The 22,283-nt window shown below is 71.5% G+C and carries 18 protein-coding genes; 13 read left to right on the forward strand and 5 right to left on the reverse strand.

Annotated elements, in window-relative coordinates:
• The first annotated feature begins 103 nt into the window (after window positions 1-103).
• The 10 genes from cobA to K2F47_RS18785 all read left to right on the forward strand — a co-directional run bounded on the left by cobA (window position 104) and on the right by K2F47_RS18785 (window position 13,513).
• The gene (cobA, locus tag K2F47_RS18740; protein ID WP_242905361.1) at window positions 104-1,342 is read left to right on the forward strand and encodes a uroporphyrinogen-III C-methyltransferase; all 1,239 of its coding nucleotides are present in this window, start codon (window positions 104-106) and stop codon (window positions 1,340-1,342) included.
• Window positions 1,339-3,600 carry a GTPase family protein gene (locus K2F47_RS18745; RefSeq protein ID WP_242905363.1) on the forward strand — a complete coding sequence of 754 codons (2,262 nt, stop codon included), beginning with the start codon at window positions 1,339-1,341 and terminating at the stop codon, window positions 3,598-3,600. Before cobA ends, K2F47_RS18745 begins: the two co-directional genes overlap by 4 nt.
• A complete protein-coding gene (locus K2F47_RS18750; RefSeq protein ID WP_242905366.1) occupies window positions 3,597-5,288 on the forward strand; it encodes a GTPase family protein in 1,692 nt (563 codons plus the stop codon). The genes K2F47_RS18745 and K2F47_RS18750 overlap by 4 nt, the downstream gene beginning before the upstream one ends.
• Before the next feature lie 353 nt (window positions 5,289-5,641).
• Window positions 5,642-6,103, forward strand: a complete 462-nt coding sequence (locus K2F47_RS18755; RefSeq protein WP_242905373.1) for a single-stranded DNA-binding protein — start codon at window positions 5,642-5,644, stop codon at window positions 6,101-6,103.
• 470 nt (window positions 6,104-6,573) lie between these two features.
• Complete coding sequence (locus tag K2F47_RS18760) at window positions 6,574-7,764, forward strand: sensor domain-containing diguanylate cyclase (RefSeq protein WP_242905375.1); 1,191 nt, start codon at window positions 6,574-6,576, stop codon at window positions 7,762-7,764.
• A 1,575-nt stretch (window positions 7,765-9,339) separates the two neighbouring features.
• The gene (locus K2F47_RS18765) at window positions 9,340-9,993 is read left to right on the forward strand and encodes a maleylpyruvate isomerase N-terminal domain-containing protein (RefSeq protein ID WP_242905383.1); all 654 of its coding nucleotides are present in this window, start codon (window positions 9,340-9,342) and stop codon (window positions 9,991-9,993) included.
• Between the two features lie 231 nt (window positions 9,994-10,224).
• The gene (ettA, locus tag K2F47_RS18770; protein WP_242905397.1) at window positions 10,225-11,889 is read left to right on the forward strand and encodes an energy-dependent translational throttle protein EttA; all 1,665 of its coding nucleotides are present in this window, start codon (window positions 10,225-10,227) and stop codon (window positions 11,887-11,889) included.
• A 295-nt stretch (window positions 11,890-12,184) separates the two neighbouring features.
• Window positions 12,185-12,622 carry an acyl-CoA thioesterase gene (locus K2F47_RS18775; protein ID WP_242905399.1) on the forward strand — a complete coding sequence of 146 codons (438 nt, stop codon included), beginning with the start codon at window positions 12,185-12,187 and terminating at the stop codon, window positions 12,620-12,622.
• Window positions 12,619-13,236, forward strand: a complete 618-nt coding sequence (locus K2F47_RS18780) for a GNAT family N-acetyltransferase (protein WP_242905401.1) — start codon at window positions 12,619-12,621, stop codon at window positions 13,234-13,236. Before K2F47_RS18775 ends, K2F47_RS18780 begins: the two co-directional genes overlap by 4 nt.
• A 55-nt stretch (window positions 13,237-13,291) precedes the next feature.
• Complete coding sequence (locus tag K2F47_RS18785) at window positions 13,292-13,513, forward strand: hypothetical protein (RefSeq protein ID WP_242905403.1); 222 nt, start codon at window positions 13,292-13,294, stop codon at window positions 13,511-13,513.
• A 25-nt stretch (window positions 13,514-13,538) separates the two neighbouring features.
• On the opposite strand, the gene K2F47_RS18790 is transcribed toward K2F47_RS18785, so the two are convergent.
• A complete protein-coding gene (locus K2F47_RS18790) occupies window positions 13,539-14,147 on the reverse strand; it encodes a hypothetical protein (RefSeq protein WP_242905405.1) in 609 nt (202 codons plus the stop codon).
• A gap of 281 nt (window positions 14,148-14,428) precedes the next feature.
• Here K2F47_RS18790 and K2F47_RS18795 point away from each other — a divergent pair, with 281 nt between their 5' ends.
• Window positions 14,429-15,838 (forward strand): S28 family serine protease, encoded by a 1,410-nt coding sequence (locus tag K2F47_RS18795; protein WP_242905406.1) that lies wholly within the window; start codon window positions 14,429-14,431, stop codon window positions 15,836-15,838.
• Between the two features lie 46 nt (window positions 15,839-15,884).
• Here K2F47_RS18795 and K2F47_RS18800 read toward each other — a convergent pair whose 3' ends face one another.
• The 4 genes from K2F47_RS18800 to K2F47_RS18815 form a co-directional block, all read right to left on the reverse strand.
• Entirely contained in the window at window positions 15,885-17,450 is a 1,566-nt protein-coding gene (locus tag K2F47_RS18800) for a glycoside hydrolase family 13 protein (protein ID WP_242905414.1), read from the reverse strand.
• Window positions 17,451-17,468: 18 nt separating this feature from the next.
• Window positions 17,469-17,852 carry a globin gene (locus K2F47_RS18805; protein WP_242905416.1) on the reverse strand — a complete coding sequence of 128 codons (384 nt, stop codon included), beginning with the start codon at window positions 17,850-17,852 and terminating at the stop codon, window positions 17,469-17,471.
• 95 nt (window positions 17,853-17,947) lie between these two features.
• Window positions 17,948-18,964, reverse strand: a complete 1,017-nt coding sequence (locus K2F47_RS18810) for a mechanosensitive ion channel family protein (RefSeq protein ID WP_242905418.1) — start codon at window positions 18,962-18,964, stop codon at window positions 17,948-17,950.
• A gap of 213 nt (window positions 18,965-19,177) precedes the next feature.
• Window positions 19,178-19,489, reverse strand: coding sequence for a hypothetical protein (locus K2F47_RS18815; RefSeq protein ID WP_242905420.1), 312 nt, complete (start codon window positions 19,487-19,489; stop codon window positions 19,178-19,180).
• 433 nt (window positions 19,490-19,922) lie between these two features.
• Here K2F47_RS18815 and K2F47_RS18820 point away from each other — a divergent pair, with 433 nt between their 5' ends.
• Together K2F47_RS18820 and K2F47_RS18825 are read left to right on the forward strand one after the other, a co-directional pair.
• Window positions 19,923-21,611, forward strand: coding sequence for an NsdA family TPR-like regulatory protein (locus tag K2F47_RS18820; protein ID WP_242905430.1), 1,689 nt, complete (start codon window positions 19,923-19,925; stop codon window positions 21,609-21,611).
• A 6-nt stretch (window positions 21,612-21,617) separates the two neighbouring features.
• The gene (locus tag K2F47_RS18825; protein WP_242905432.1) at window positions 21,618-22,250 is read left to right on the forward strand and encodes a GNAT family N-acetyltransferase; all 633 of its coding nucleotides are present in this window, start codon (window positions 21,618-21,620) and stop codon (window positions 22,248-22,250) included.
• Window positions 22,251-22,283 lie beyond the last annotated feature (33 nt).

Here is a 22,283-nt window from a genome sequence, read left to right on the forward strand (position 1 = left end):
CCATGAGCTCGCCAACCCGAGTACCGTTGTTCCACAAAGACCGGCGCCGGTCACCGACGCCCGCGAGAAACGACCCCGGACACCCGATCGAGAGATTCACCACGTGCCCCCGTACCTGCTAGGCCTGCGACTCGGCGGGCGACGCGTCCTCGTCGTCGGCGGGGGCCGGGTCGCCCAGCGCCGCGTGCCCGCGCTGCTGGCCGCCGGAGCCGACGTGGTGCTCGTCTCCCCGCACGTCACCGCCTCCCTCGAAGGGCTGATCGACGCCGGCCGGGTCGACTGGCGGGCCCGCCGCTACGAGCGCGGCGACTGCGCGGGCGCGTGGCTCGTCCAGGCCGTCACCGACGACGCCAAGGTCAACGCCGCCGTGGTCGCCGAGGCCGAGGCGGCGCGGATCTGGGCCGTCCGGTCCGACGACGCCGAGTCCTCCCCGGCCTGGACGCCCGCGAGCGGCCAGGCCGGGGACGCGACCGTCGGCGTCCTGCTCGGCGGCGACCCCCGGCGCGCCGCCGGAATCCGCGACGCCGTGGTCGACGGGCTGCGCTCGGGCGGCCTCGAATCCCGGCACTCCCGGCGCAAGCCCGCCGGGGTCGCGCTCGTCGGCGGCGGCCCGGGCGACCCGGGGCTGATCACCGTCCGCGGGCGGCAGCTGCTCGCGATGGCCGACGTCGTCGTCACCGACCGGCTCGCCCCCGGCTCGCTGCTGGACGAGCTCGCCGACGACGTCGAGGTCATCGACGCCGCCAAGATCCCCTACGGCCGCACCGTCACCCAGGAGCGCATCAACGAGCACCTGGTCGAGCAGGCCCGGCAGGGCAAGTTCGTCGTCCGGCTCAAGGGCGGCGACCCGTTCGTGTTCGGACGCGGCGGCGAAGAGGCGCTGCACTGCGCCCGGCACGGCATCCCCGTCACCGTCGTCCCCGGCATCACCAGCGCGGTCGCCGTGCCGTCCGCCGCCGGCATCCCGGTCACCCACCGCGGCGTCGCGCAGGAGTTCCACGTCGTCTCCGCGCACGTCCCGCCCGGGCACGCCGAGTCCACCGTCGACTGGGAGGCGCTCGGCCGCGCGAACGGCACGCTCGTCCTGCTCATGGCGGTCGAGCGGATGGCGGTCATCGCGGCCGCGCTCATGCGCTATGGTCGGTCGTCCGACACCCTGGTCGCCGTGATCCAGGACGGCACCCTTCCCGGCCAGCGGACGCTGACGGCGACGCTGGGCACGGTGGCCGGGGAGATGGCCGCCGCGGGAGTCCGGCCCCCGGCGATCGTGGTCGTCGGCGACGTGGTCGGCGTGGCACGAGAGATCGAACTGATTCGAGCCGACATGGGACGGGATCCGTGACACCCCCGGCAGAGCAGAGCGCGGTTCACGACGAGGAGGCGGGCACCGGCCCCGGACGCGCGGGCGAGACCCCGGGCACGTCCGGCGGAGCGTCGGCGCCCGCACCCGCCGTGCCCGCCGAGGACGCGGCGTCCCCGGCCGAGCCGGAGGCGCCGGAACCCGCCAAGTCCGCCCCCGCGAAGGGGCGGTCGCGCAGAGGCCGCCGCCGCTCCACGAAGGGCGCCTCCGCACCGTCCAAGAAGGCGCCCCCCGCCCCCGCCGAACCGCCGCGACCGGACCGTCCCGCCAAGCCCGCGGACCGCCCCGCAGAGGCCGCGGAAGGTCCCGCCGAGGCCGCCGACCGCCCCCAGGAGGCCGCAGGCAGGCCCGCGGAGCCCGCGGGTAGGTCCGCGGAGGCCGCGGACGGCCGCACGGAGACCGCTGATGGACCCGCGGACGACTCGGCGAAGGCCGCGCCCCAGCAGCCGAAGGGATTGCGCGGCGACGGCTTCCGGGCCTCCGGCGACACCCGCACCGCGCCCCGCACCGGCGGTGGGACGGCGCGCCAGGGCGAGCTGATCCGCGCCCTCACCCTGCTCCGCGACCAGCTCGGCACGTTCGAGTTCGTCCTGGACGTCCCGGGCGTCGAGGAGGCCCGCGAGGCCCGCACGGAGCTGCGCAACCAGCTCGTCGACTACGTCCTGCCGCGCGTCCAGGCGGCGGGGACGCCGATGCTCGTGGTCCTCGGCGGGTCCACCGGCGCTGGCAAGTCGACGCTGGTCAACACCCTCGTCGGCGCCCGCGTCAGCGCCACCGGCGTGCTCCGCCCTACCACCAGCAGCCCGATCCTCGTCTGCCACCCCGACCACGTCGCGTGGTTCATGGAGGGGCCGATGCTGCCCGGCATGGGCCGGGTCCGCGGGCCCGCGCCCGACGCCATCGCCGGTGACCAGCTGGTCATCATCGCGAGCGACGCGCTGCCGCCCGGCCTCGCGCTGCTCGACAGCCCCGACTTCGACTCGGTCTTCGAGGACCACTACGAGTTCGCGACCAAGCTGATGGCCGCCGCCGACCTGTGGCTGTGCGTCACCACCGCCGCCCGCTACGCCGACGCGCAGGTGTGGCAGATGCTCCAGCGCGCCAAGGAGAACGGCGCCACGATCGGCGTCGTGCTCTCCCGCATCCCCCAGAGCGAGGGACGCGGCGACCGCTCCGGCGAGACCGGCTGGGGCGGCGCCGAGGTCGCCGAGCACTTCGGCGAGATGCTGGACGAGCACGAGGTCGGCGACGCGCGGCGCTTCACCGTCCCCGAGACGCGGATCGAGGAGAGCCGCCTCCCCGAGGACGCCGTCGCCGACATCCGCGCCTGGCTCGTCGGCGTCGCCGAGGACACCGACGGCCGCGAGATCGTCGTGAGCGATACGCTCGCCGCCGTCCTGGACAGCTTCCGCACCCGCGTCCCCGAACTGGCCCGGCACGTCGAGGCGCAGGTGGCGCAGCGCGCCGAACTGGCCCAGCAGGTCGAGGCCGCCTACGCCACCGTCCTCGCCGAGCTGGACGAGGCCACCCGCAACGGCTCCCTCCTGCGCGGCGAGGTCCTCGCCCGCTGGCAGGAGTTCGCCGGGACCGGCGACCTGCTGCGCGCCCTGCACGTCCCGCGGCCGCGCCGGGGACGCTCCGCGAACCGCCGCCACCGCAGCCCCGCCCGCGTCCGCGCGCTCAAGTCCGCGCTGCGCGACGCCCTCGAATCGCTGATCATGTCGTCCGCCGAGCACGGCGCCGAGCAGGTCCTCGCCCGCTGGCGGGAGCACCCGGCGGGCGGTCACGTGATGTCCGGCCCGGCCGCGACGCTCAGTGGCGTCTCCCCGGAGCTGTCGCGCCGCGTCACCCGCGCCGTCAGCTCCTGGCAGGACCACGTCCAGGAACTGATCCGCACCGAGGGCGTCACCAAGCGCTCGGTCGCCAAGCTGGTCTCCTTCGACACCGAGGCGGTCTCGCTCGTCCTGATGATCGGGCTGCTCGGCTACGGCACCTCCGACGTCGCGGTCGAGGGCGGCAACAGCGCCGTCCCGCAGCGGCTCCTGAAGGCCCTGTTCGGCGCCGAGTCGCTGCGCGGCATGGGCGCCAAGGCCCGCGCCGACCTGCGCAGCCGGATCGGGATGCTGTTCGACGAGGAGGCGATCAGATACGGGCAGGCGCTCGACGCCGCCGGCATCCCCGACGAGACCGTCCCCGTCCAGCTCTACCAGGCCACCTACAATCTCGAGGTTGCCCGATGACCACCTCGGCCATCCCCGCGAACTCCGCCGCCGGCGCCCTCGGCACCCCCGTGTACCCGCCGCCGCCCCCGCCCGAGCCGACCCCGCTGCCCGAGCGGCTCGACGGCCTCGACCGCCTCCTCCAGGCCGGGACGGGACGTCTCGACCAGCCGCTCCTCGACGACGCCGGCGCCCTGCTCGACCGCGCCGGGCAGCGGCTGCGGCTGTCGGGCGACCACACGGTCGTGACCCTCGCCGGCGGGACGGGCAGCGGCAAGTCCTCGCTGTTCAACGCCATCTGCGGCCTCGAACTCTCGCCCACCGGCATCCGCCGCCCGATGACCTCGCAGGCCCACGCCTGCGTCTGGGGGCTGGACGGCGCCGGGCCGCTCCTGGACTGGCTCGACGTCGACAAGCGCCACCGCTACGCCCGCGCCAGCGCCCTCGACCTCGAACGCCCCGACAACTCCCTCCAGGGCCTCGTCCTGCTGGACCTGCCCGACCACGACTCCATCCAGGCCCTGCACCGCGCCGAGGTCGACCGGTTCGTCACGATCGCCGACCTCCTCGTCTGGGTCGTGGACCCGCAGAAGTACGCCGACGCCGCCCTGCACCGCAACTACATCGTCCCGTTCGCCCGGCACGCGGGCGTCACGCTGATCGTCCTCAACCAGGTCGACCGCCTCGGCCCGGACGAGATCGACGACTGCGTCGCCGACCTGCGCCGCCTGCTGGAGGCCGAGGGCCTCGCCCACCCGCGCATCGTCACCACGTCCGCGGTCAGCGAGGACGGCGTCACCGGCTTCCGCGACATCCTCGTCGACACCGTCGCCGCCCGCCGCGCCCGCGGCGAACGCCTCTCCGCCGACGTCGACAAGGTCGCCGAGCGCTTCGCCGTCCACCGCTACACCGCCGACCCGCCCACCGCCGTCGAGGACGACCGCCGCCAGGACCTCGTGCAGGCCCTCACCGACGCGGCGGGCGCGCCCGCCGTCGCCGATGCCATGGAGAGCGCCTACGAGCTGCGCGCCGCCGACTTCGTCGGCTGGCCCGTCACCGCCCTGATCACCCGCCTCCGCTCCGACCCGCTGCGCCGCATGCGCCTCACCGAACTGCGCGAGGAACTCCGCGACGCCTTCACCGGCCCCATCGGCGCCCAGCAGGGCGACGTCGACAACGCCCTGCACGCCGTCACCACCGGCGTGGCGGCCGAACTCCCGCCGCCCTGGGCCCGCTCCGTCCGCGCCGCCGCCCGCACCCACGCCGTCGAGATCCCCGAAGCCCTCGGCGACTCCCTCAAGGACGCCCTGCCCGGCTTCAACCAGGTCCCCCGCTGGTGGTGGCTGATCAAGACCTGGCAGTACTTCCTCATCCTGGTCGCCGTCCTGAGCGTCGTCTGGATCGGCCTCCTCGTCGCCTACGGCGTCCTGGACGCCGGCCAGGACCCGCCCGACCTCGTCGGCGAGGCGGGCCTCATCCCCTATGTCGCCGTCCTGGCCGTCTGCACCCTGGGCATGGGGCTGCTCACCTCGTCCGCCTGCCGGAACCTGGTGGCCCTCTCGTCCGCCAAACACGGCGACAAGATGGAACACCACATGCGCGAGGGCATCGAACGCGTAGCCGACCAAAAAGTCATCGCCCCCATCACCGCGGAACTGGAGCGCTACGCCCGCTACCGCGAAGACGTGGCCAAAGCCCTAGGCCACTAACAGCCCTCGCACGGCCCCTGGAAACGCTCCAGAACACAACACCTCGCCCGCCACCGGCCGCCCTGAGAACAAGGGCGGCGGGCCTCCAAGCGAACTGGGGCGCAGGCGCAGCGGGTATGCACGCCGCCCGCCCTCAAGCGGACAAGGCGCGCAGCCGCGCCCATCTACCCTCGGCCCCCCGTCCACCTCCCCTCCCGCCACCGTCCCGGTCCGCCCCCGGGGCCATTAACATCCTCACCACCCTGCGCAAATGCTCCACTGCGCCGAGTTATCCACAATTGACACGCCCCCTTCCCTCCCGCCCCACCCCTCAGCCACCGTTGTACTCGTCACAAAGAGCAACGGAGGAACCCATGAACGAAGCGCACATCACGATCATCGGCTGGATCGCCGCCGAGCCCCACTACACCGTGACCACCAACGGCACCTCGTTCCTGTCGATCAGAGTCGGCTGCACGCCGCGCCGCTACGACCGCGATACGGGCCAGTGGCAGGACGTCGACACCCTGTTCGTCACCGTCAACTGCTGGCGCGGCCTGGCGGACAACGTCAACGCCTCCGAGTTCCAGCGGGGGCATCCCGTCCTGGTCACCGGCCGCCTCCGCATCCGCCAGTACGAGCGCGACGGCCAGTGGCGCTTCTCCGCCGAGATCGAGGCCACCACCGTCGGTCACGACCTGAGCCGGGGCACCGCCGACTTCCGCCCCGTCCAGCGCGGCGGCGCCCTGACCGAAGGGGACCGCCAGGAGGCCCGCGAAGTAGCCGACCAGTGGGCCATGGCCCCCACAGAAGTCGAGACGGAGAAAGCAGCCTGAACACCACACCGCCACCACGGGAGCCATCCGAAGCCGACCAGTCCCACGAAACCAGAACTGCGCCCTGACCCCATCAGGAAGCGATCCGCGAAGGAGGCGAGATGAAGCCGGGGAGGGGCGTCGCTTGAGCCGCCGAGGCGGCGGCGCCCACCCCGCGCTGGTCACTACCTGCCCGAATCCGCCGAAAACCGCGCATGAAGCCGCCCTCTCCACCAGACGCCGAGACACCCGAACCCGGTGCCAACGAACCCGTCGGGCTGGAGGAGCGTGCCCGAACGGTCACCCTCATGTGCGCTCTCGAACGTATTGGTTTCCCGCCCACTCCGCACACGTCGCAACTATTGTGTTACACAACGTGATGCGCGTAAGGGGGAAGGATGACGGCAGTGCAGTCGTCCGCCGAGGACCGTGGTGGGGAACTGACCCCCAGGCCCCGGCGCCGAACGTTCCCAGGGCGCAGGTCCCTGCTCATGATCTATGTGCCGGCGGTGGTCGCCGTCCACGCGGGGCTGATCATCGCGGGGCTCGTCACCACTTCTCCGGAGGTCGATGACTTACTGACATTCGTCGCCCTGCTGGCCTGCGGTGCGGTGTGCATCGAGGCGACGCGGCGGCTCGGCATCCCGGCGGGCGTCGGACGCGACCTGCTGTCGGCCTGGTGGCTGCCGGTGGCGCTCCTCCTGCCCCCGCTGTACGCGCTGCTGATGCCGATTCCGCTCCAGGCGCTGCTCCAGTTCCGGGTGCTCCGGACACTCGTCCACCGGCGAATCCTCGTCGCCTCCGCGCTCGGCATAGCGGGAGCCTGCGCCTCCGCGGTGTTCCACCTCGTCGTGAACGACCCCCTGGACTCGTCCCCGGACTGGGTCGTGGACGCCTCTCCAGGAATCCCGGCGGCCGTGGGCTGCGCGGTGCTGTTCACCGTTGTGAACACGGTACTGGTGGCGGTCGCCGCGCACGCGGCCAACCCGGAGAGCCGGTGGCGTGACGTCCTGTGGACGCGCGAAAGCCTGCTGCTGGACGTGGTGGACCTCTGCGTCGGCATCCTCGTGGCGATCACGAGTTCGCTGACGCTCGGCCTGCTCGTCCTGGCACTGCCGCCCGTGATGCTGCTGCAACGCAGCCTGATGCACCAGCAACTCCAGGCCGCGGCGAGGACCGACTCCAAGACCGGCCTGCTGAACGCCGCGGCCTGGCAACGGGAGGCCGCCACGGAACTCGCCCGAGCCCTGCGCACCCACGACCCCCTGGCCGTCCTGCTGATCGACATCGACCACTTCAAACGCGTGAACGACACCCACGGCCACCTGATCGGCGACGAGGTGCTGGTCGGCGTCGCCAACACGCTGGGCCACCAGCTACGCGACTACGACCTGGTCGGACGTTTCGGCGGTGAGGAGTTCGTGGTCCTCCTCCCGGGCACCGACACCGTCGAGGCATGCCGCGTGGCCGAACGCCTCCGCGGCCGCGTCCGCCGCCTGGCCGTGCCCGCCGAGGAGGGAACGGTCGTCGTCACCGTCTCCATCGGCGTCTCCCTCTACCGCACGCACGGCGAAGACCTCATCGAACTCATGGCCGCAGCCGACCTGGCCCTCTACCGAGCCAAAGCATCCGGCCGCGACCGCGTCTGCCTCCCCGCCCTGGAGGGCCCCAAAGCCAAATAACCCCCACCTCCCACGACAACAACGCCCCCCACAGCCGCCGCCGGGGCCCACCCCGCCCCCGGCCGCGGCAGTGGCTACCACAGCACCACCCTCCAACCACAGCACCACCCCCCAACCACCCACCCTGCACAAACCCCACCCCCCCGCGACCCCACCACCCCGCGAACCCCACCCACCCCGCGACGCCCACCCACCTACCGCGCCGCCCACCTGCGAGGTCCGCCCACCTGCGGGCTGCCCGCCTAGGAGGTCCGCCTACCTCCGAGGCCCGTCCGCCTACGGGCCCCGCCCGCTGGGAGGTCCGCCTAGCTTCGAGGCCCGCTCACCTCCGGGGTCCGTTCGCTTGCGGGGCCCGCCTGCTTGGAAGGTCCGCCTGCTTGGAAGGTCCGCCCACCTGCGGTTTCCGCCTGCCTACGGGCCTGCCCGCCTGAGAGGTCCGCCTACCTTTGAGGCCCGCTCACCTCCGGGGTCCATTCGCTTGCGGGGCCCGGCCGCCCGTGAGGTCCGCTCGGCTGCGTGATCTGCCTGCCCGCAGGGCCCGCCTGCCCGGGAGGTCCGCCTGCCTCCGGGGTCCGCTCACCTGCGGGGTTCGCCTGTTTGTGGGGCCCGCTGGCGTGCGAGGTCCGCCCACCTCTGACGCCTGCTCACCTGCGGGCCCGCCTGCCTGGAAGGTCCGCCCACCTGCGGGCCTGCCCGCCCCGCTTGGGAGGTCCGCCTACCTCTGAGGCCCGTCCGCACGCGGGGTCCGTTCGCTTGCGGGGCCCGTTTGCCTGCGAGGTTCGCTCACCTGCGGGGTCCGCCTGCCTGCGGGGCCCGTCCGCTTGGGAGGTCCGTCCGCCTGCGAGGCTCGTTCGTCGCGAAGCCCGCCTACCTCGAAGTCCACCCCCGGCGGCCCATCCCTGCAGCTCGACTGCGACTGCGCCAATACCGCCGGAGCTGGCCATCGCCCCCTGCCCCCAGAGAGAAAGCGTGGTCACAGCCGCCGAGCGCCGTGCTCCGCGGTCTCGCCGAGGAGGGTCGGAAGTGAGTGAGAAGCCGAAGGGACTGCGTTTGCCAAGCGGTACGACTTGAACCACTCCAACCGCCCTGGCACCTCTACTGTCGCCGGGCCTGACCATCGCCAAGGACGGCTTGGCGGTGGTCGGAGAGTTGAAGCGGCTGTGACGTGGCCCGGCCCGCCCCTTGGTCGTAGCCCGCAGTTGCCGAGCGCCGCGGCCCGAACCACCCCCGATCTCCCAGGGCGTGGTCGTGGTTGCGTCCGCTCAAGCGGTGTGAGCTCAGCTAGCCGACCCACCTTTGGGCAGGCCCGCAGCCGCCAGGACACCACGACCCATGATGTCGAGCTCCTCAGGCCCGGCATGGTTGTGCCCCCGGATGCTGGGCGTCGCGACAGGTTGGCTGGCGGGCGGGGATGGATGGTGTGGTGGGTGTGTCGGATTGTGCGGGTAGCTGGTGGGCGGGTTGTGGTGTGTCGGGGGTCGTCTGGTGAGAGTTGGAGAAGGGCCTTGGGGCTGGGTCAGGGTGGGTCGGTTAAATCGCTTGTTCGTTGTTCCGGGACGGCATTACGTTGCCGCAGTGGACCTCTTCTCACGTTCTTGGACGGCATTGCGCGCGGCGGTCGACGACCTTTCGGGGGAGGACTGGGAGCAGCCGTCCGGCTGTGCCGGCTGGCTCGTGCGGGACCTGGTGTGCCACCTGATCATCGACGCCCAGGACGTCCTGATCACGCTGGTCACGCCCACCGACGCCGAGCCGACCGTGGACGCGGCCACCTACTGGGACCTTGTCGATCCGCCGACCGGCGAGGACCCGCTGGACGCGCTGATTCCCCGGCTGGCCGCGGCGTACGGCGAGCCGAGGTGGCTGAAGTTCCACTTCGACGACATCGGTTCCGCCGCCGGGCGCGCCGCCGAACTCGCCGACCCGGGGGTTCGCGTCAGTACCCAGGACAAGGTGCTGACCACCGGCGACTACCTGTCCGCCTACGTCATGGAATGGACGCTGCACCACCTCGACCTGATCGTCCACCTGCCCTCGGCCGCCGAGCCGCCCGCGGAGACCCTCGCGGCCGCCCGCGCGTCGCTGGAGAAGATCGCCGGGGTGTCGATCCCGGCGGTGTTCTCCGACACCGACGCACTGCGGGTCGCCACCGGACGTCGTCCTCCGACGGACGAGGAGAGCGCCGCGCTCGGCGGACTGGCCACGCGAATCCCCTTCGTGCTGGGCTGATTGGCCCTTTTCAGGGGCTGGAAGCCGCCGCTGTCCCGATTGTGCGGTGCGGTGGGGTGGGAGTGCGCTGCCACCGACTGCTGGTGCGCCGCCGCATCGGGGCTTTGAGCTGCCGTAGTTCTGTGCTGCGTGGTGGGGGACGGCGGCGGAGCGGTGGGATTTGTGGGGGTTCCTCGGGTGGGGTGGGGAAGCGCGGCGAAACGGTGCCGTGGACCCCCTACCCTTGTCAATATGGCCGAGTACATCTACACGATGCAGCGCGTGCGCAAGGCGCATGGCGACAAGGTCGTCCTGGACGACGTCACCCTGCATTTCCTGCCGGGCGCCAAGATCGGCGTCCTGGGGCCGAACGGCACCGGTAAGTCGACGTTGCTGCGCATGATGGCCGGTCTGGAGCAGCCGTCCAACGGCGACGCGCGGCTGATGCCGGGGTACAGCGTCGGGATGTTGCAGCAGGAGCCCCCGCTGAACGAGGAGAAGACCGTCCTCGGGAACGTGGAGGAGGGCGTCGCCGAGACCAAGGCGATGGTCGACCGCTTCAACGAGATCGCCGAGAAGATGGCGACGGACTACTCCGACGAGCTGATGGAGGAGATGGGCAAGCTCCAGGAGCAGCTCGACCATCGCAACGCCTGGGATCTCCAGAGCCAGCTCGAGCAGGCGATGGACGCGCTGCGCTGCCCGCCGGGCGACGCCGAGGTGACCAAGCTGTCGGGGGGTGAGCGCCGCCGGGTCGCGCTGTGCAAGCTGCTGCTGGAGGCGCCCGACCTGCTGCTGCTGGACGAGCCCACCAACCACCTGGACGCCGAGAGCGTGCAGTGGCTGGAGCAGTTCCTCGCCAAGTACGAGGGGACGGTCCTGGCCGTCACCCACGACCGGTACTTCCTCGACAACGTGGCCACCTGGATCCTGGAGCTGGACCGGGGCCGCTGCTTCCCCTACGAGGGCAACTACTCCACCTACCTGGAGAAGAAGGCCGACCGTCTGAAGGTTGAGGGCAACAAGGACGCCAAGCGCAAGAAGCGCCTCCAGGACGAACTGGAGTGGGTCCGGTCCAACCCGAAGGCGCGGCAGACCAAGTCCAAGGCCCGCCTGGAGCGGTACGAGGAGATGGCGGCGGAGGCCGCCAAGACCCGGAAGCTGGACTTCGAGGAGATCCAGATCCCGCCGGGTCCGCGCCTCGGCAACACGGTGATCGTGGCCGACAAGCTGACCAAGGGCTTCGACGACCGCCTCCTGATGGACGACCTGACGTTCAACCTGCCGCCGAACGGCATCGTCGGCGTGATCGGCCCGAACGGCGTCGGCAAGACCACGCTGTTCCGGATGATCGTCGGCGAGGAGCGGCCGGACGGCGGTGAGCTGCGGCTCGGCGAGACCGTGCAGGTCTCCTACGTCGACCAGGGACGCGGCGGCATCGACCCGAAGAAGACGGTCTGGCAGGTCGTGTCGGACGGCCTCGACCACATCAACGTGGGCCAGGTCGAGATGCCGTCCCGCGCCTATGTCGCGGCGTTCGGCTTCAAGGGGCCCGACCAGCAGAAGCCGTCCGGGGTGCTGTCGGGCGGCGAGCGCAACCGGCTCAACCTGGCGATGACGCTCAAGCAGGGCGGCAACGTCCTGCTGCTGGACGAGCCCACCAACGACCTCGACACCGAGACGCTGTCGAGCCTGGAGAACGCCCTGCTGGAGTTCCCCGGCTGCGCCGTGATCACCTCGCACGACCGGTGGTTCCTCGACCGGATCGCCACGCACATCCTCGCGTGGGAGGAGGGCTCGAACTGGTTCTGGTTCGAGGGCAACTTCGCCGACTACGAGAAGAACAAGATCGAGCGTCTCGGCGCCGACGCGGCCCGCCCGCACCGGGTCACGCACCGCAAGCTCAAGCGCGACTGAATTTATTTAGTCCCGGCCCACGTCCCTTGGCGGGCGCGGAGTCGCTTCGCGATCTTCCCGGTGGCGCGCCCGCGCGACGGTTGAGGTCGCTTCGGGGCATGTCGAACGCGGAACGGCCGGGTGATCAATGATCACCCGGCCGTTCGCGTTGTCGCGGTGTGGGGTGGGCCGGGGCTCCCGGGTCGGGTGGGGCTCTTGATGATCTTTCGGTGGACGCGGCGCGGGGGCGGAGATCCGCGGCGGGTACCATCGGGCGCACCGGCGGACCCCCGTGACCCGACCCCCAGGCGAGGACATGCAGCAGACCGACCTGCCCGAGGCCGAGTACCGGCACGTCTATGAGTTCCACCTCCGTTTCGGGGACATCGACTCGCAGGGCCATGTGAACAACGTCAAGTTCCTCGGCTACCTGGAGGACGCGCGGATGGAGATGTTCCATGGCGGTCCGGTGCGCAAGGGGGAGCAGCCCGTCCGGGGCATGGTGATCTCCCGGCACGAGATCGACTACCGGTTGCCGCTGCTGCCGACGGTCCATCCGGTGCGCGTGGAGACGTGGGTGACCGAGGCGCGGGTCGCGTCGTTCAAGCTGGCCTACGAGGTGCGCGACGACGAGAACGTCTACGCGACCGCGACGTCGACGCTGGTGGCCTTCGACGCGTCCACGAACCGCTTGCGCCGGTTCACGGAGCAGGAACGGGAGTTCATCGGCCGCTACCTCGCCCCCGGGGCATGACGGCGGTCGCGGGCCCCGCGCTCGGTGACGGTCCCCGTGATCCGCTGCCCGGGCTCGGTATCGGACGCGGCGTCGCGCTGCGGCTCGCCGTGGACGCGGACGCGGAAGCGCTCGCCGTCCTGTGCCTGGAGAACCGCGAGTACCTGCGGCCGTGGGAGCCGGAGCGGGCCGAGTCCTATTTTACCGTCGAGGGCCAGCGGGCCAACCTGCGCGCGCTGCTGGACGCCTATGACGCGGGGGAGATGTGGCCCGCCGTCATTCTCGTGGACGGGGAGGTCGTGGGCCGCATCACGCTCAACAACATCCTGCGCGGCCCCCTTCAGAGCTGTTTCGTCGGCTACTGGGTGGCGCGTGCGCACGCCGGACGGGGCGTCGCGACCGAGGCCGTCCGGCAGGCGCTGGACGTGGCGTTCGACGAGCTGCTCCTCCACCGGGTGGAGGCGTTCACGAGGATCGACAACCACGCCTCCCAGCGCGTCCTGGAGCACAACGGCTTCACCGTCGTCGGGACGGCCCGCCACCACATCCACGTGGACGGCCGCTGGCACGACGAGCGCTTCTTCGAGCGGCTCGCGCCGTGGGACGACGGGATCGCGCCGCTCCCTCCGGCGTAGCGATCATTGTTGCCGGGTATTACCGGTAAGAATGAGTCTTCCGAATCGAGACGCCATGTCCCCCTATCTCGCCGCCTGGATCCTCTGGATCGGGATGTTCCTCGCCATCGAACTGCCCGCCGTGTTCAACCGGCAGAAGGACGACACGTTCTCCGAACTGGTGTGGAGCGTGTTCGCCATTCGCGGCAAGCCGGTCGGCTGGCAGGTGCGCCGCCTCGCCCTGATCGCCGGGCTCGGCTGGCTCGTCGCCCACTTCCTGACCGGCGGCGCCGTCTGACCGGCGGCGCCGTCCAGCCGTGCGGTCAGCGTGAGGCCAGCCACGGGTCCTTGAGGTCCAGGAACGTGAAGTTCCCCTCGTAGAACTGCTGCATCTCCTCCATCGCGGCCTGCATCTCCGGTGCCGGGGCCTGGGACTCGCCGATGCGGGCCTCCGCCTCGGACGTGAAGTACACGGCCTCGGTCATGCCGCCGTCCCCGTGGGCCGCCCAGACGCCGCCGAGGATGTCGGGGCGGTGCCGGGTGAGGATGCCGTAGTCCGCCCGGTCCATCCACGCGCGCAGCCCGTCCAGGTCGCGGACGCGGCTGTGCATGATCTGGACGAATCCGGCGTCGTCGGAGCCGCCGGACATCCAGGTTCCGGTGGCGGCGCAGTCGTGGAAGGTCACCTCGCCGGTGAACAGCTTGGACAGCTCCGTCCACCACTGCTCCTGCTCGTGGCGGTGGCTGTTGCGGCGCGCCGCGTCCGGCGACTCGAAGCGGGCCAGCGCGACGAACGTGCCGTCGTCGGTGACGCCCGCGGTGCTGCCGAGCCAGCCGACGGCTCCGGGCGCGAGGTCGCGGATCCAGCGGTCCATCGCCTCCCGCACCTCGTCGCGGTCGGTGATCTTTCCCTGGATGACCTGGATGAACATCGCGCACCTCCTCGTATGGGATCGCCTGGGGCCGACGCGCGGGCCGAGCGCCTGAGACGGCCTGAACTGGGCATTCGCCCCCGTTTCGGGTATCCGGCCCCCGATGGCCCCTCTGAAACCGACGTTACGCCTGGAGTCGGGCGAAGACCACTGAGCCGTCACGGGTCGGTAACAAGCCCATACGAATCCGCATTTGTCGGAGTTATCCCTCTAAGGTCGCTTCGCGAAATGTGGAGATCCCACGTGGAAGGGGCATGATGCGGCGCGTCTCAACAGGAGCGATGGCACTGCTGCTGGCCGCGGGAGTGAGCGGGGCCGGCGCCACGGCGGCGCAGGCGGCGGTCACGGCCCGGACGGGCCCGGCCCAGGCCGGCCAGGCTCAGGCGGGCGACATCCTCGCCCAGCTCAAGGCCATTCCCGGCATGCAGGTGACGGAGCAGCCCTCGACGCTGCCCGGCTACCGGTGGTTCTGGCTCACCTACCGCCAGCCGGTCGACCACCGCAACCCGAAGGGCAAGTGGTTCGAGCAGCGGATCATGTTGCAGCACAAGTCGGCGGACCGGCCGATGGTGCTGTACACCAGCGGATACAACACGCCCGAGACCATGTTCACCTCCGAGCCGACGGCGCTGATCGACGGGAACCAGATCTCCGTCGAGTACCGGTACTTCACGCCGTCCCGACCCGAGCCCGCGGACTGGCGCAAGGACACGATCTGGCAGGCGGCCACCGACGAGCACCGGCTGATCGGCGCGCTGAAGAAGATCTACAAAGCCAGATGGATCTCGACGGGCGCCAGCAAGGGCGGCATGACCGCCGTCTACCACAAGCGGTTCTACCCGCGTGACGTGGACGGCAGCGTCGTGTACGTGGCGCCGAACGACGTCGACAACAACGACGACCGCGCCTACGACAAGTTCTTCCAGACGGTCGGCACCGACGCGCAGTGCCGCGCGCACGTCAAGGCGCTCGCGCGGGAGTTCCTGAAGCGCCGCTCCGCGATGCTGGCGCGGTTCAAGGACGCGGCGGCCAAGAACGGCTGGACGTTCGACATCCTCCGCTCGCCCGACCGCGCGTTCGAGAACTCGGTGATGGACTACGAGTGGGCGTTCTGGCAGTACAGCCTCCAGGCCGACTGCCCGACGCTGCCCGCCGTGGACGCCTCCGACGACGAGATCTACGGGACGCTCGACGCGATCTCGGGGCTGTCGTTCTACACCGACCAGGGCCTCCAGCAGTACATCCCGTACTACTACCAGGCGGGCACGCAGCTCGGATGGCCGACGCCGCAGTTCACGAGCCTGCGTCCGCTGCTGCGCTACGAGAGCAGCTACCAGCCCCGCACCTACGTGCCGCGTGACATTCCGATGCGGTTCGACGGGGGCAAGGCCATGCGGGACGTGGACCGGTGGGTCCGCGACCACGGCAGCCGGTTGCTGTTCGTGTACGGCGGCAACGACCCGTGGGGCTCCGAGCGGTTCCGGCTCGGCCGCGGCAGCCGCGACTCGGCCGTCTACACCGCGCCCGGCATGAACCACAGCGGCCGCCTCATCGCCAAGCTGACCGACAAGGACAAGGCTAAGGCGACCGCCGACCTGCTGCGCTGGGCGAACGTCCAACCTGGCGCGAAGACGCTGACGACCGCCCCCGGCGCGGACGACCCGCTCCAGCTCCAGCGCCCCCCGCTGTAACCCCATCCGCTCCGCGGCGGGTCGTGGCACGACGACCCGCCGCGGGTCAGCGGGTGGTCAGCCAGGCGGCGGAGTTGCCCGGGAGCAGGTCGCCGTAGAGCGGGATGCTGGTCAGCAGCGGGCGCCCCTCCGGGAGCCGGACGGGGTTCTCCCCGCAGTTCAAAGCGCAGGTCAGCGCGCCGCGCCGGAAGAACAGCGCGGTTTCGGACGAGTCGAGCCACTCCAGGCTCTCGGGCAGGTCGCCGGCCCAGTCGCGCCGGAGTGTCAGTGCCCTGCGGTAGAAACCCAGTGTGGAGGACGGGTCGTCCCGCTGCGCCTCGGCGGTCAGCGACGCCCAGCCCCGTGGCATCGGCAACCACGGGCGGGTGCCGTTCGGCGCGAACCCGTACGGCTCGGCGCGGCCCGACCAGGGGAGCGGGACGCGGCAGCCGTCCCGCCCCGGGCCGCCGCCGCGCTTGAAGATCGGGTCCTGGCGCGCCTCGTCGGGCAGGTCGGTGACCTCGGGCAGGCCCAGCTCCTCGCCCTGGTACAGGTACGCGGAGCCGGGCAGCGCGAGGAGCAGCAGCAGCGCCGCCCTCGCGCGCGCCAGCTCGATCCCCGGCACGCCCCCGGGCCGTTCGTAACGGGTGACGTGCCGGACGGAGTCGTGGCTCGACAGCACCCACGTCGGCGCCGCACCGGTGGGCGCGACGGCCTTCAGCGCCGCCGTCACCACGTCCCGGAACGCGGTGGCCGACCACGGCGCGAGCTGGAGGTCGAACTGGAACACCTGGTGCAGCTCGTCCGGACGCAGGTAGAGCGCGAGGTCCTCGGGGCCGTCCGTCCAGACCTCGCCGATGGCCATGCGGTCGCCGTCGTAGCCGTCCAGGATCCGGCGCCACCGGCGGTAGATCTCGTGCACCTCGGGACGGCTGTAGATCGGCCCGTTCGCCGTGCGCCGCCCGCGCCCGGCGAGGTCGGCGAACGTCTCGTCCTTGACGAGCCCGGCGGCGACGTCCACGCGGAAGCCGTCGACGCCCCGGTCCAGCCAGAACCGCAGGATGTCCTCGAACTCGTGCCGCACCTCGACGTTGCGCCAGTTCAGGTCGGGCTGCTCGGGCGCGTACAGGTGCAGGTACCACTCGCCGCAGGGCAGCCGCGTCCAGGCGGGGCCGCCGAACGAGGACGGCCAGTCGTTCGGCGGGTCCTCCTCGCCGGGCACCGCCCCCGGCCTGCCCCGCCGGAAGATATAACGGGCGCGGGCAGGTGATCCTGGCGGCGAGGCCACCGCCTCCTGGAACCAGCGGTGCCGGTCGGAGGTGTGGTTGGGGACGATGTCGACGATCAGCCGCAGCCCGTGCGCGTGCACGTCGGAGACCAGGTCGTCGAAGTCGCCGAGCGTCCCGAAGCGGGGGTCGACGTCGCGGTGGTCGGCCACGTCGTAGCCGCCGTCGGCGAGCGGGGAGCGGTAGAACGGCGTGAGCCACAGCGCGTCCACGCCGAGGTCGCGCAGGTAGCCGAGCCGGGACCGGATTCCCTGGAGGTCGCCTTCACCGTCCCCGTCGGAATCGGCGAAACTGCGGACGTACACCTCGTACACGACGGCACTGCGCCACCAGGGGGATCGCGTCATACACGGCGATCTACCCGTTTAGGACGGAGCGTTCACCATGCTCCGCGCGGCCATCGTGAAGTAGTCCCAGAGCGTCTTCTCCAGGTCCGGGGGGAGGCCCAGCTCGTCCACCGCGTCGCGCATGTGCCGCAGCCACGCCACCCGCTCGGCCTCGCCGATCACGAACGGGACGTGCCGCATCCGCAGCCGGGGGTGCCCGCGCTGCTGGCTGTAGGTGGTGGGACCGCCCCAGTACTGGATGAGGAAGAGGCGGAGCCGCTCCTCGGCGGGGCCGAGGTCCTCCTCGGGGTAGAGCGCGCGCAGGTCGGGGTCTTCAGCGACCCCCTGGTAGAAGCGGTGCACCAGCTTGTGGAAGGTCTCCTCGCCGCCGACCGCTTCGTAAAAGGTCACCTTGTCAGTCATCGCGCACCCAGCCTATGCGATCACGCGGACGCGGAGCCCGGCCCCCAAGGGATCAGGCCGCCCCCGGTCAGGTGGCCAAGGTCAGGTGGCCAAGGTCAGGTGGTGGGGGCGGGGGTGGCCACAGTCACGCCCGCCGCGTCGAACGCGCGCTTGACCCGCTCGCGCAGTTCGCGGGCGACGTCGGCCTGCTTGCCCGGCGCGGTCTTCAGCACGACGCGGATCACCAGCGCGTCCCCGGCGAGGGCCTGCACGCCCCACACTGACGGCTGCTCCAGGATCACGTCCTGCCAGGTGGAGTCGGCGGCCATCTCGTCGGCGGCGGCCTGGAGGATCTCCTTGACCTTCTCGGTGTCCTCGTGGATGTCGACCGGGATGTCGAGGACGGCGCGGCCCCAGTTCTGAGACTCGTTCCCGACCTTCTTGATCTCCCCGTTGGGGACGTACCAGACGACGCCGTTGACGTCCCGCATGCGGGTGACCCGCAGGGTGACGGCCTCGACCGTCCCCTTGGCGCTGCCCACGTCGATGACGTCGCCGACGCCGTACTGGTCCTCCAGCAGCATGAACAGCCCGGCGAGGAAGTCCTTGACGATGTTCTGCGCGCCGAAGCCGACCGCGACGCCGATCACGCTCGCGCTGGCGAGGATCGGCGCGAGGTTGAGCCCGAGCGAGCCGAGGATGCTGAACGCCGCCGTCCCCATGATCAGGATGGACGCGACCGAGCGCAGCACCGAGCCGAGCGTCTGGGCGCGCTGGGCCCGCCGCTGGTTGAGCAGGGTGGGGCTGCCCTCGAAGACCGTCCGGGACCGTTCCCTGACCTTCTCCGACATCGTGCCCTCGGCCATCCGCACCGTGACCTTGGTGATCATGCGGTGCGCGATGTTCTTCACGATCAGCGCGACCACGAAGGTCAGGATGATCATGAACAGGGTCGCGAGCGGCTTGTCGAGCCAGTTGGAGTAGAACGTGGTGAAGTCGGTGCTGTGGGAGATGTTCCAGACCAGGCGGCACGCGGTGGTCGGCGTCCGGTCGCTGTCGGCCGAGGCCCGGCAGGCGTTCTCCACCGTCCCCGACTGGGCCCAGGGCAGCAGTGTGGCGGCGGCCAGTGACATCGACGGACCCTCCCCGGTCGTCTCGTGGTCGCGACGCCCCGCCGTGGACCAGCGGCGGGCACGAGCCCGATCGTAGGGGACGGTGACGACCGATTCGTACCGCGCCGGGCGGGACCGGCACGACCCGGCCGGGGAGGGCCGGTCGGCGAACGCGCCCCGCGGGCCGGTGGCTGCCGCGCCGTTCCGGCCACGACCCGCGGGGCACGCCCGGCTCTAGGTGCGGCCCACCGCCCGCCCGCGCGCCTCCCGGCACAGCGGTTGCAGGACGTGCGCCAGCTTCAGCGCGGCGCCGCCCGGGTCGTCCACGCGGTGCATCCGCTCGCCCCAGGACCACCAGTAGTAGTGGTCGTGCGACTCGGGCGCGGGCGCGCAGGTGACGTCCTCCGCGAGGCTCGCCGCCTCCGGGTTCACCACACGCAGGAACGCCGGACCCGAACGGGTCCGGACGACGCGGGCCACGAGCCCGCGCGTGTCGAGTTCGCGCTCCAGCTCTTCCAGGTAGTCGACGCGCGTGTCGCTGACCACCCGCCCCACCCCCTCCAGTTGTCGTGCGAGGACTGCATCGCCGGATCCCGTGTGGTCGCCTCGCCCTGAGAGAGCCCGCCGATCCGGTCGGCGCCGTCGACGCTCCGGATCGGTTCGTTCACTCGCGGCGAGAATTGCAACTGTCGGGCACCGGGTCAAGGGCCGGGTCATGTCGCCGGGAACCGGATTACCCCACCTCGGGGCAAGTTTCCTTCGTCTCGGAGGAAGAATCTCTACCCTGAGGGGCGGGGACGCGTTCCCGAGCAGCAGACTTCCCCGGAACCGCTTGGCCTGTGGCGGTGGCAGGGTTACGCTGCGTGCGCGAGAGATTATCTGTCGTGGTCATCAAGTTACCGGTCGCCGTGTGGGGAGACCGGTCTCTCCCCCCGGAGAGTCGGCGCCCCCGCCCAGCGGTGAGGAGGCCGGAGCCACAATGTCGGACACCCCTCGGCGAGAGACCGACGCCGCCCGCAGGATCCGCGCGCACGGCCTCGCCAGGGGGCGCGGCGCCGTGGACATCGCGCACGACATCCACGAGCAGTGCGGGCCGCTGTTCGGCACCAGCCGGGTGAAGGCGCATCGCCTCGCCCACGGTGTCGCGCTGTCCGACATCGTGGCCCAGGTCAGGGCCCTGTACGAGGTCGACGGCAAACCGGCGCCCAAGCTGGGGGAGACGCTGCTGTCGGCCTACGAGAGCGGATACAAGAGACCGGGTCCCGAGTATCTGCACTACCTCTGCGCCGTCTACCGGGTGGAGCCCGACGTGCTCGGGTTCCTCGGTCCCTGCATCTGCGGCCGCGGCCACGGGACCCGCCCGAGCGTCGCCGCCGTCCCCCAGCCACGGGCGCCGGAACGGCACGCGACCCGCGAGACCGACGGTCCGCTCGTCGGGTCGATCATCACCAGGGCCGAGGAACGGCCCTGGATCACCGTCAACGAACTGGGGGCCCCCGACCGCGCCGAAGGCCCCCTGTCCATTGATGTGGGAGAGGAGGACATCGTGCTTCGTAGAACCCTTCTGCAACTCCTGGCCGGAGCGGGCGTGGCGCTCGACGGACAGTTCCTTGGGGCGGTCGACGGTCTTCGCCGCAAGATGGACGACACGCTGGTCGGCGCGACGGTCTCGCCGACCATGCTCGACCAGTGGGAGGAGACGACCTACGGCTACGGCCAGCAGTACCAGGCCACCCCGTCCCTGCGGATGCTCTGCGACGTGCTGCTGGACTTCAGCGAGGTCCGCCGCATGTGCGACAAGCGGCAGCCGGTCGAGCTCCAGGAGCGGCTGTGCCGGATCGCCGCGCAGCTGTCCGGGCTGTCCGGCCTGATCATGATCAATCTAGGCGACCACCGGCTGGCCCGGTCGTTCTTCCGCACCGCGCGCACCGCCGCCGACGAGACCGGCGACCGGCAGCTGCGCGCGTGGGTGACCGTCCGGGAGTCGCTGGTGCCGATGTACTACGGCGACCCGCGCGAGGCGCTGCACCTGGCCCGCAAGGCCCAGGACCTCGCCGGACGCACCCCGGGGGTTGCCGCCGCGATGGCGCCCGCCGTCGAGGCCCGCGCGCTCGGCATGCTCGCCATGCGCGGACGCGGCGACGCCGCCCCGAGCGCTCGCCGCGCCCTCGTGCGCGGCCGCGCCGTGTTCGACCAGCTGTCCAAGACCGACACCGGTGACCTGGTGTTCGGCTTCACCGACCGGCAGATGGCCTTCTACGAGGGCGACACCTTCACCAACCTCGGCGACCACCGGCACGGCGACGAGGTGCTCAGCCACGCGCTGACCCTGTACGCGCCCACCGACCGGGTGGACCTCACGCTCGTCCGGCTCGACCGGGCGACCTGCAGGCTGCACGCCGGGCATCCCGACGCGGCGCTGACGGCCGGGCAGGAGGCCATCCTCGAACTGCCGCCCGACCACCGCTCCGACATCCTCGTCCACCGGGCCCGCCAGATCGGCGCGGCCGTCGTCGCCAAGCACGGCGCGAGCCAGGCGACGAAGGACTTCTTCGAGGCGCTCGCGGGGCCCTGGGTCACCAGCCCCGCGGACCAACGCTCCAACCACCTGTGGGGCGGCCCCCCACAGCCCCCGGAACCGCCCGTGCCTCCGGCCGAACAGGTCTGACCGGCGATGGCCACGGCAGACGGCGCCCCCGGGCAGGACGCCCCGAAACACGGCGACCCCACCGGCGCGCGGACGCTCGTCCGGCTCCAGTGGGAACCCCCCGAGTGGGCCTACGCGGAACTCCGGGTGCGCCGGTACCGGCCCACCGACCACGCCACCGTCCTCGCGCTGCACCGGGAGGGGCTGGCCCAGGTCGGCCTGCGCCCCGGCGACGGCGTCTACTACGACCACGACTTCTTCCGGATGGAGGACATCTACCTCCGCAACGACGGCGAGTTCCTCGTCGGCGAGGCCGACGGGCGGATCGTCGCGATGGGCGGGCTCCGCCGCGCCGACCTCGTCCCGGGCGGCAGCGCCCGCGCCTACGGCGGGTTCGCCCTCGGCACCCCCGCCCTCGACGCGGTCGAGATGGTGCGGCTGCGGGTCCGGCCCGCCGTCCAGCGCCGGGGGTACGGCGCCGCGCTGGTGCGGGCCCTCGAAGGGCGCGCCAGGGAGTACGGCTACCGGGTCCTGCGCGCCGACACCACCGAGCTCCAGGGTCCGGCGCTCGCCCTCTACCGCAAACACGGCTGGACGGAGACCCGCCGCGAGGTGATCGGCGGGATCGTCAACATCTACATCGAGAAACGGCTGAGATAAGTCCTGCGAACCCCGCCTTCTGGGACATCCGGG

It is taken from the genome of Actinomadura terrae (assembly GCF_022751215.1).
GTDB lineage: Bacteria > Actinomycetota > Actinomycetes > Streptosporangiales > Streptosporangiaceae > Spirillospora > Spirillospora terrae.

Excerpts from the sequence above, each read along its gene's own strand:
- K2F47_RS18755 (WP_242905373.1), top strand. The coding sequence starts at position 5,642 with ATGAACGAAGCGCACATCACGATCATCGGCTGGATCGCCGCCGAGCCC.
- K2F47_RS18790 (WP_242905405.1), bottom strand. The coding sequence starts at position 14,147 with ATGTTCATCCAGGTCATCCAGGGAAAGATCACCGACCGCGACGAGGTG.
- K2F47_RS18795 (WP_242905406.1), top strand. The coding sequence starts at position 14,429 with ATGGCACTGCTGCTGGCCGCGGGAGTGAGCGGGGCCGGCGCCACGGCG.
- K2F47_RS18785 (WP_242905403.1), top strand. The coding sequence starts at position 13,292 with ATGTCCCCCTATCTCGCCGCCTGGATCCTCTGGATCGGGATGTTCCTC.
- K2F47_RS18760 (WP_242905375.1), top strand. The coding sequence starts at position 6,574 with ATGATCTATGTGCCGGCGGTGGTCGCCGTCCACGCGGGGCTGATCATC.
- ettA (WP_242905397.1), top strand. The coding sequence starts at position 10,225 with ATGGCCGAGTACATCTACACGATGCAGCGCGTGCGCAAGGCGCATGGC.
- K2F47_RS18780 (WP_242905401.1), top strand. The coding sequence starts at position 12,619 with ATGACGGCGGTCGCGGGCCCCGCGCTCGGTGACGGTCCCCGTGATCCG.
- K2F47_RS18800 (WP_242905414.1), bottom strand. The coding sequence starts at position 17,450 with ATGACGCGATCCCCCTGGTGGCGCAGTGCCGTCGTGTACGAGGTGTAC.
- K2F47_RS18825 (WP_242905432.1), top strand. The coding sequence starts at position 21,618 with ATGGCCACGGCAGACGGCGCCCCCGGGCAGGACGCCCCGAAACACGGC.
- K2F47_RS18775 (WP_242905399.1), top strand. The coding sequence starts at position 12,185 with ATGCAGCAGACCGACCTGCCCGAGGCCGAGTACCGGCACGTCTATGAG.
- K2F47_RS18750 (WP_242905366.1), top strand. The coding sequence starts at position 3,597 with ATGACCACCTCGGCCATCCCCGCGAACTCCGCCGCCGGCGCCCTCGGC.
- K2F47_RS18805 (WP_242905416.1), bottom strand. The coding sequence starts at position 17,852 with ATGACTGACAAGGTGACCTTTTACGAAGCGGTCGGCGGCGAGGAGACC.
- K2F47_RS18810 (WP_242905418.1), bottom strand. The coding sequence starts at position 18,964 with ATGTCACTGGCCGCCGCCACACTGCTGCCCTGGGCCCAGTCGGGGACG.
- K2F47_RS18820 (WP_242905430.1), top strand. The coding sequence starts at position 19,923 with ATGTCGGACACCCCTCGGCGAGAGACCGACGCCGCCCGCAGGATCCGC.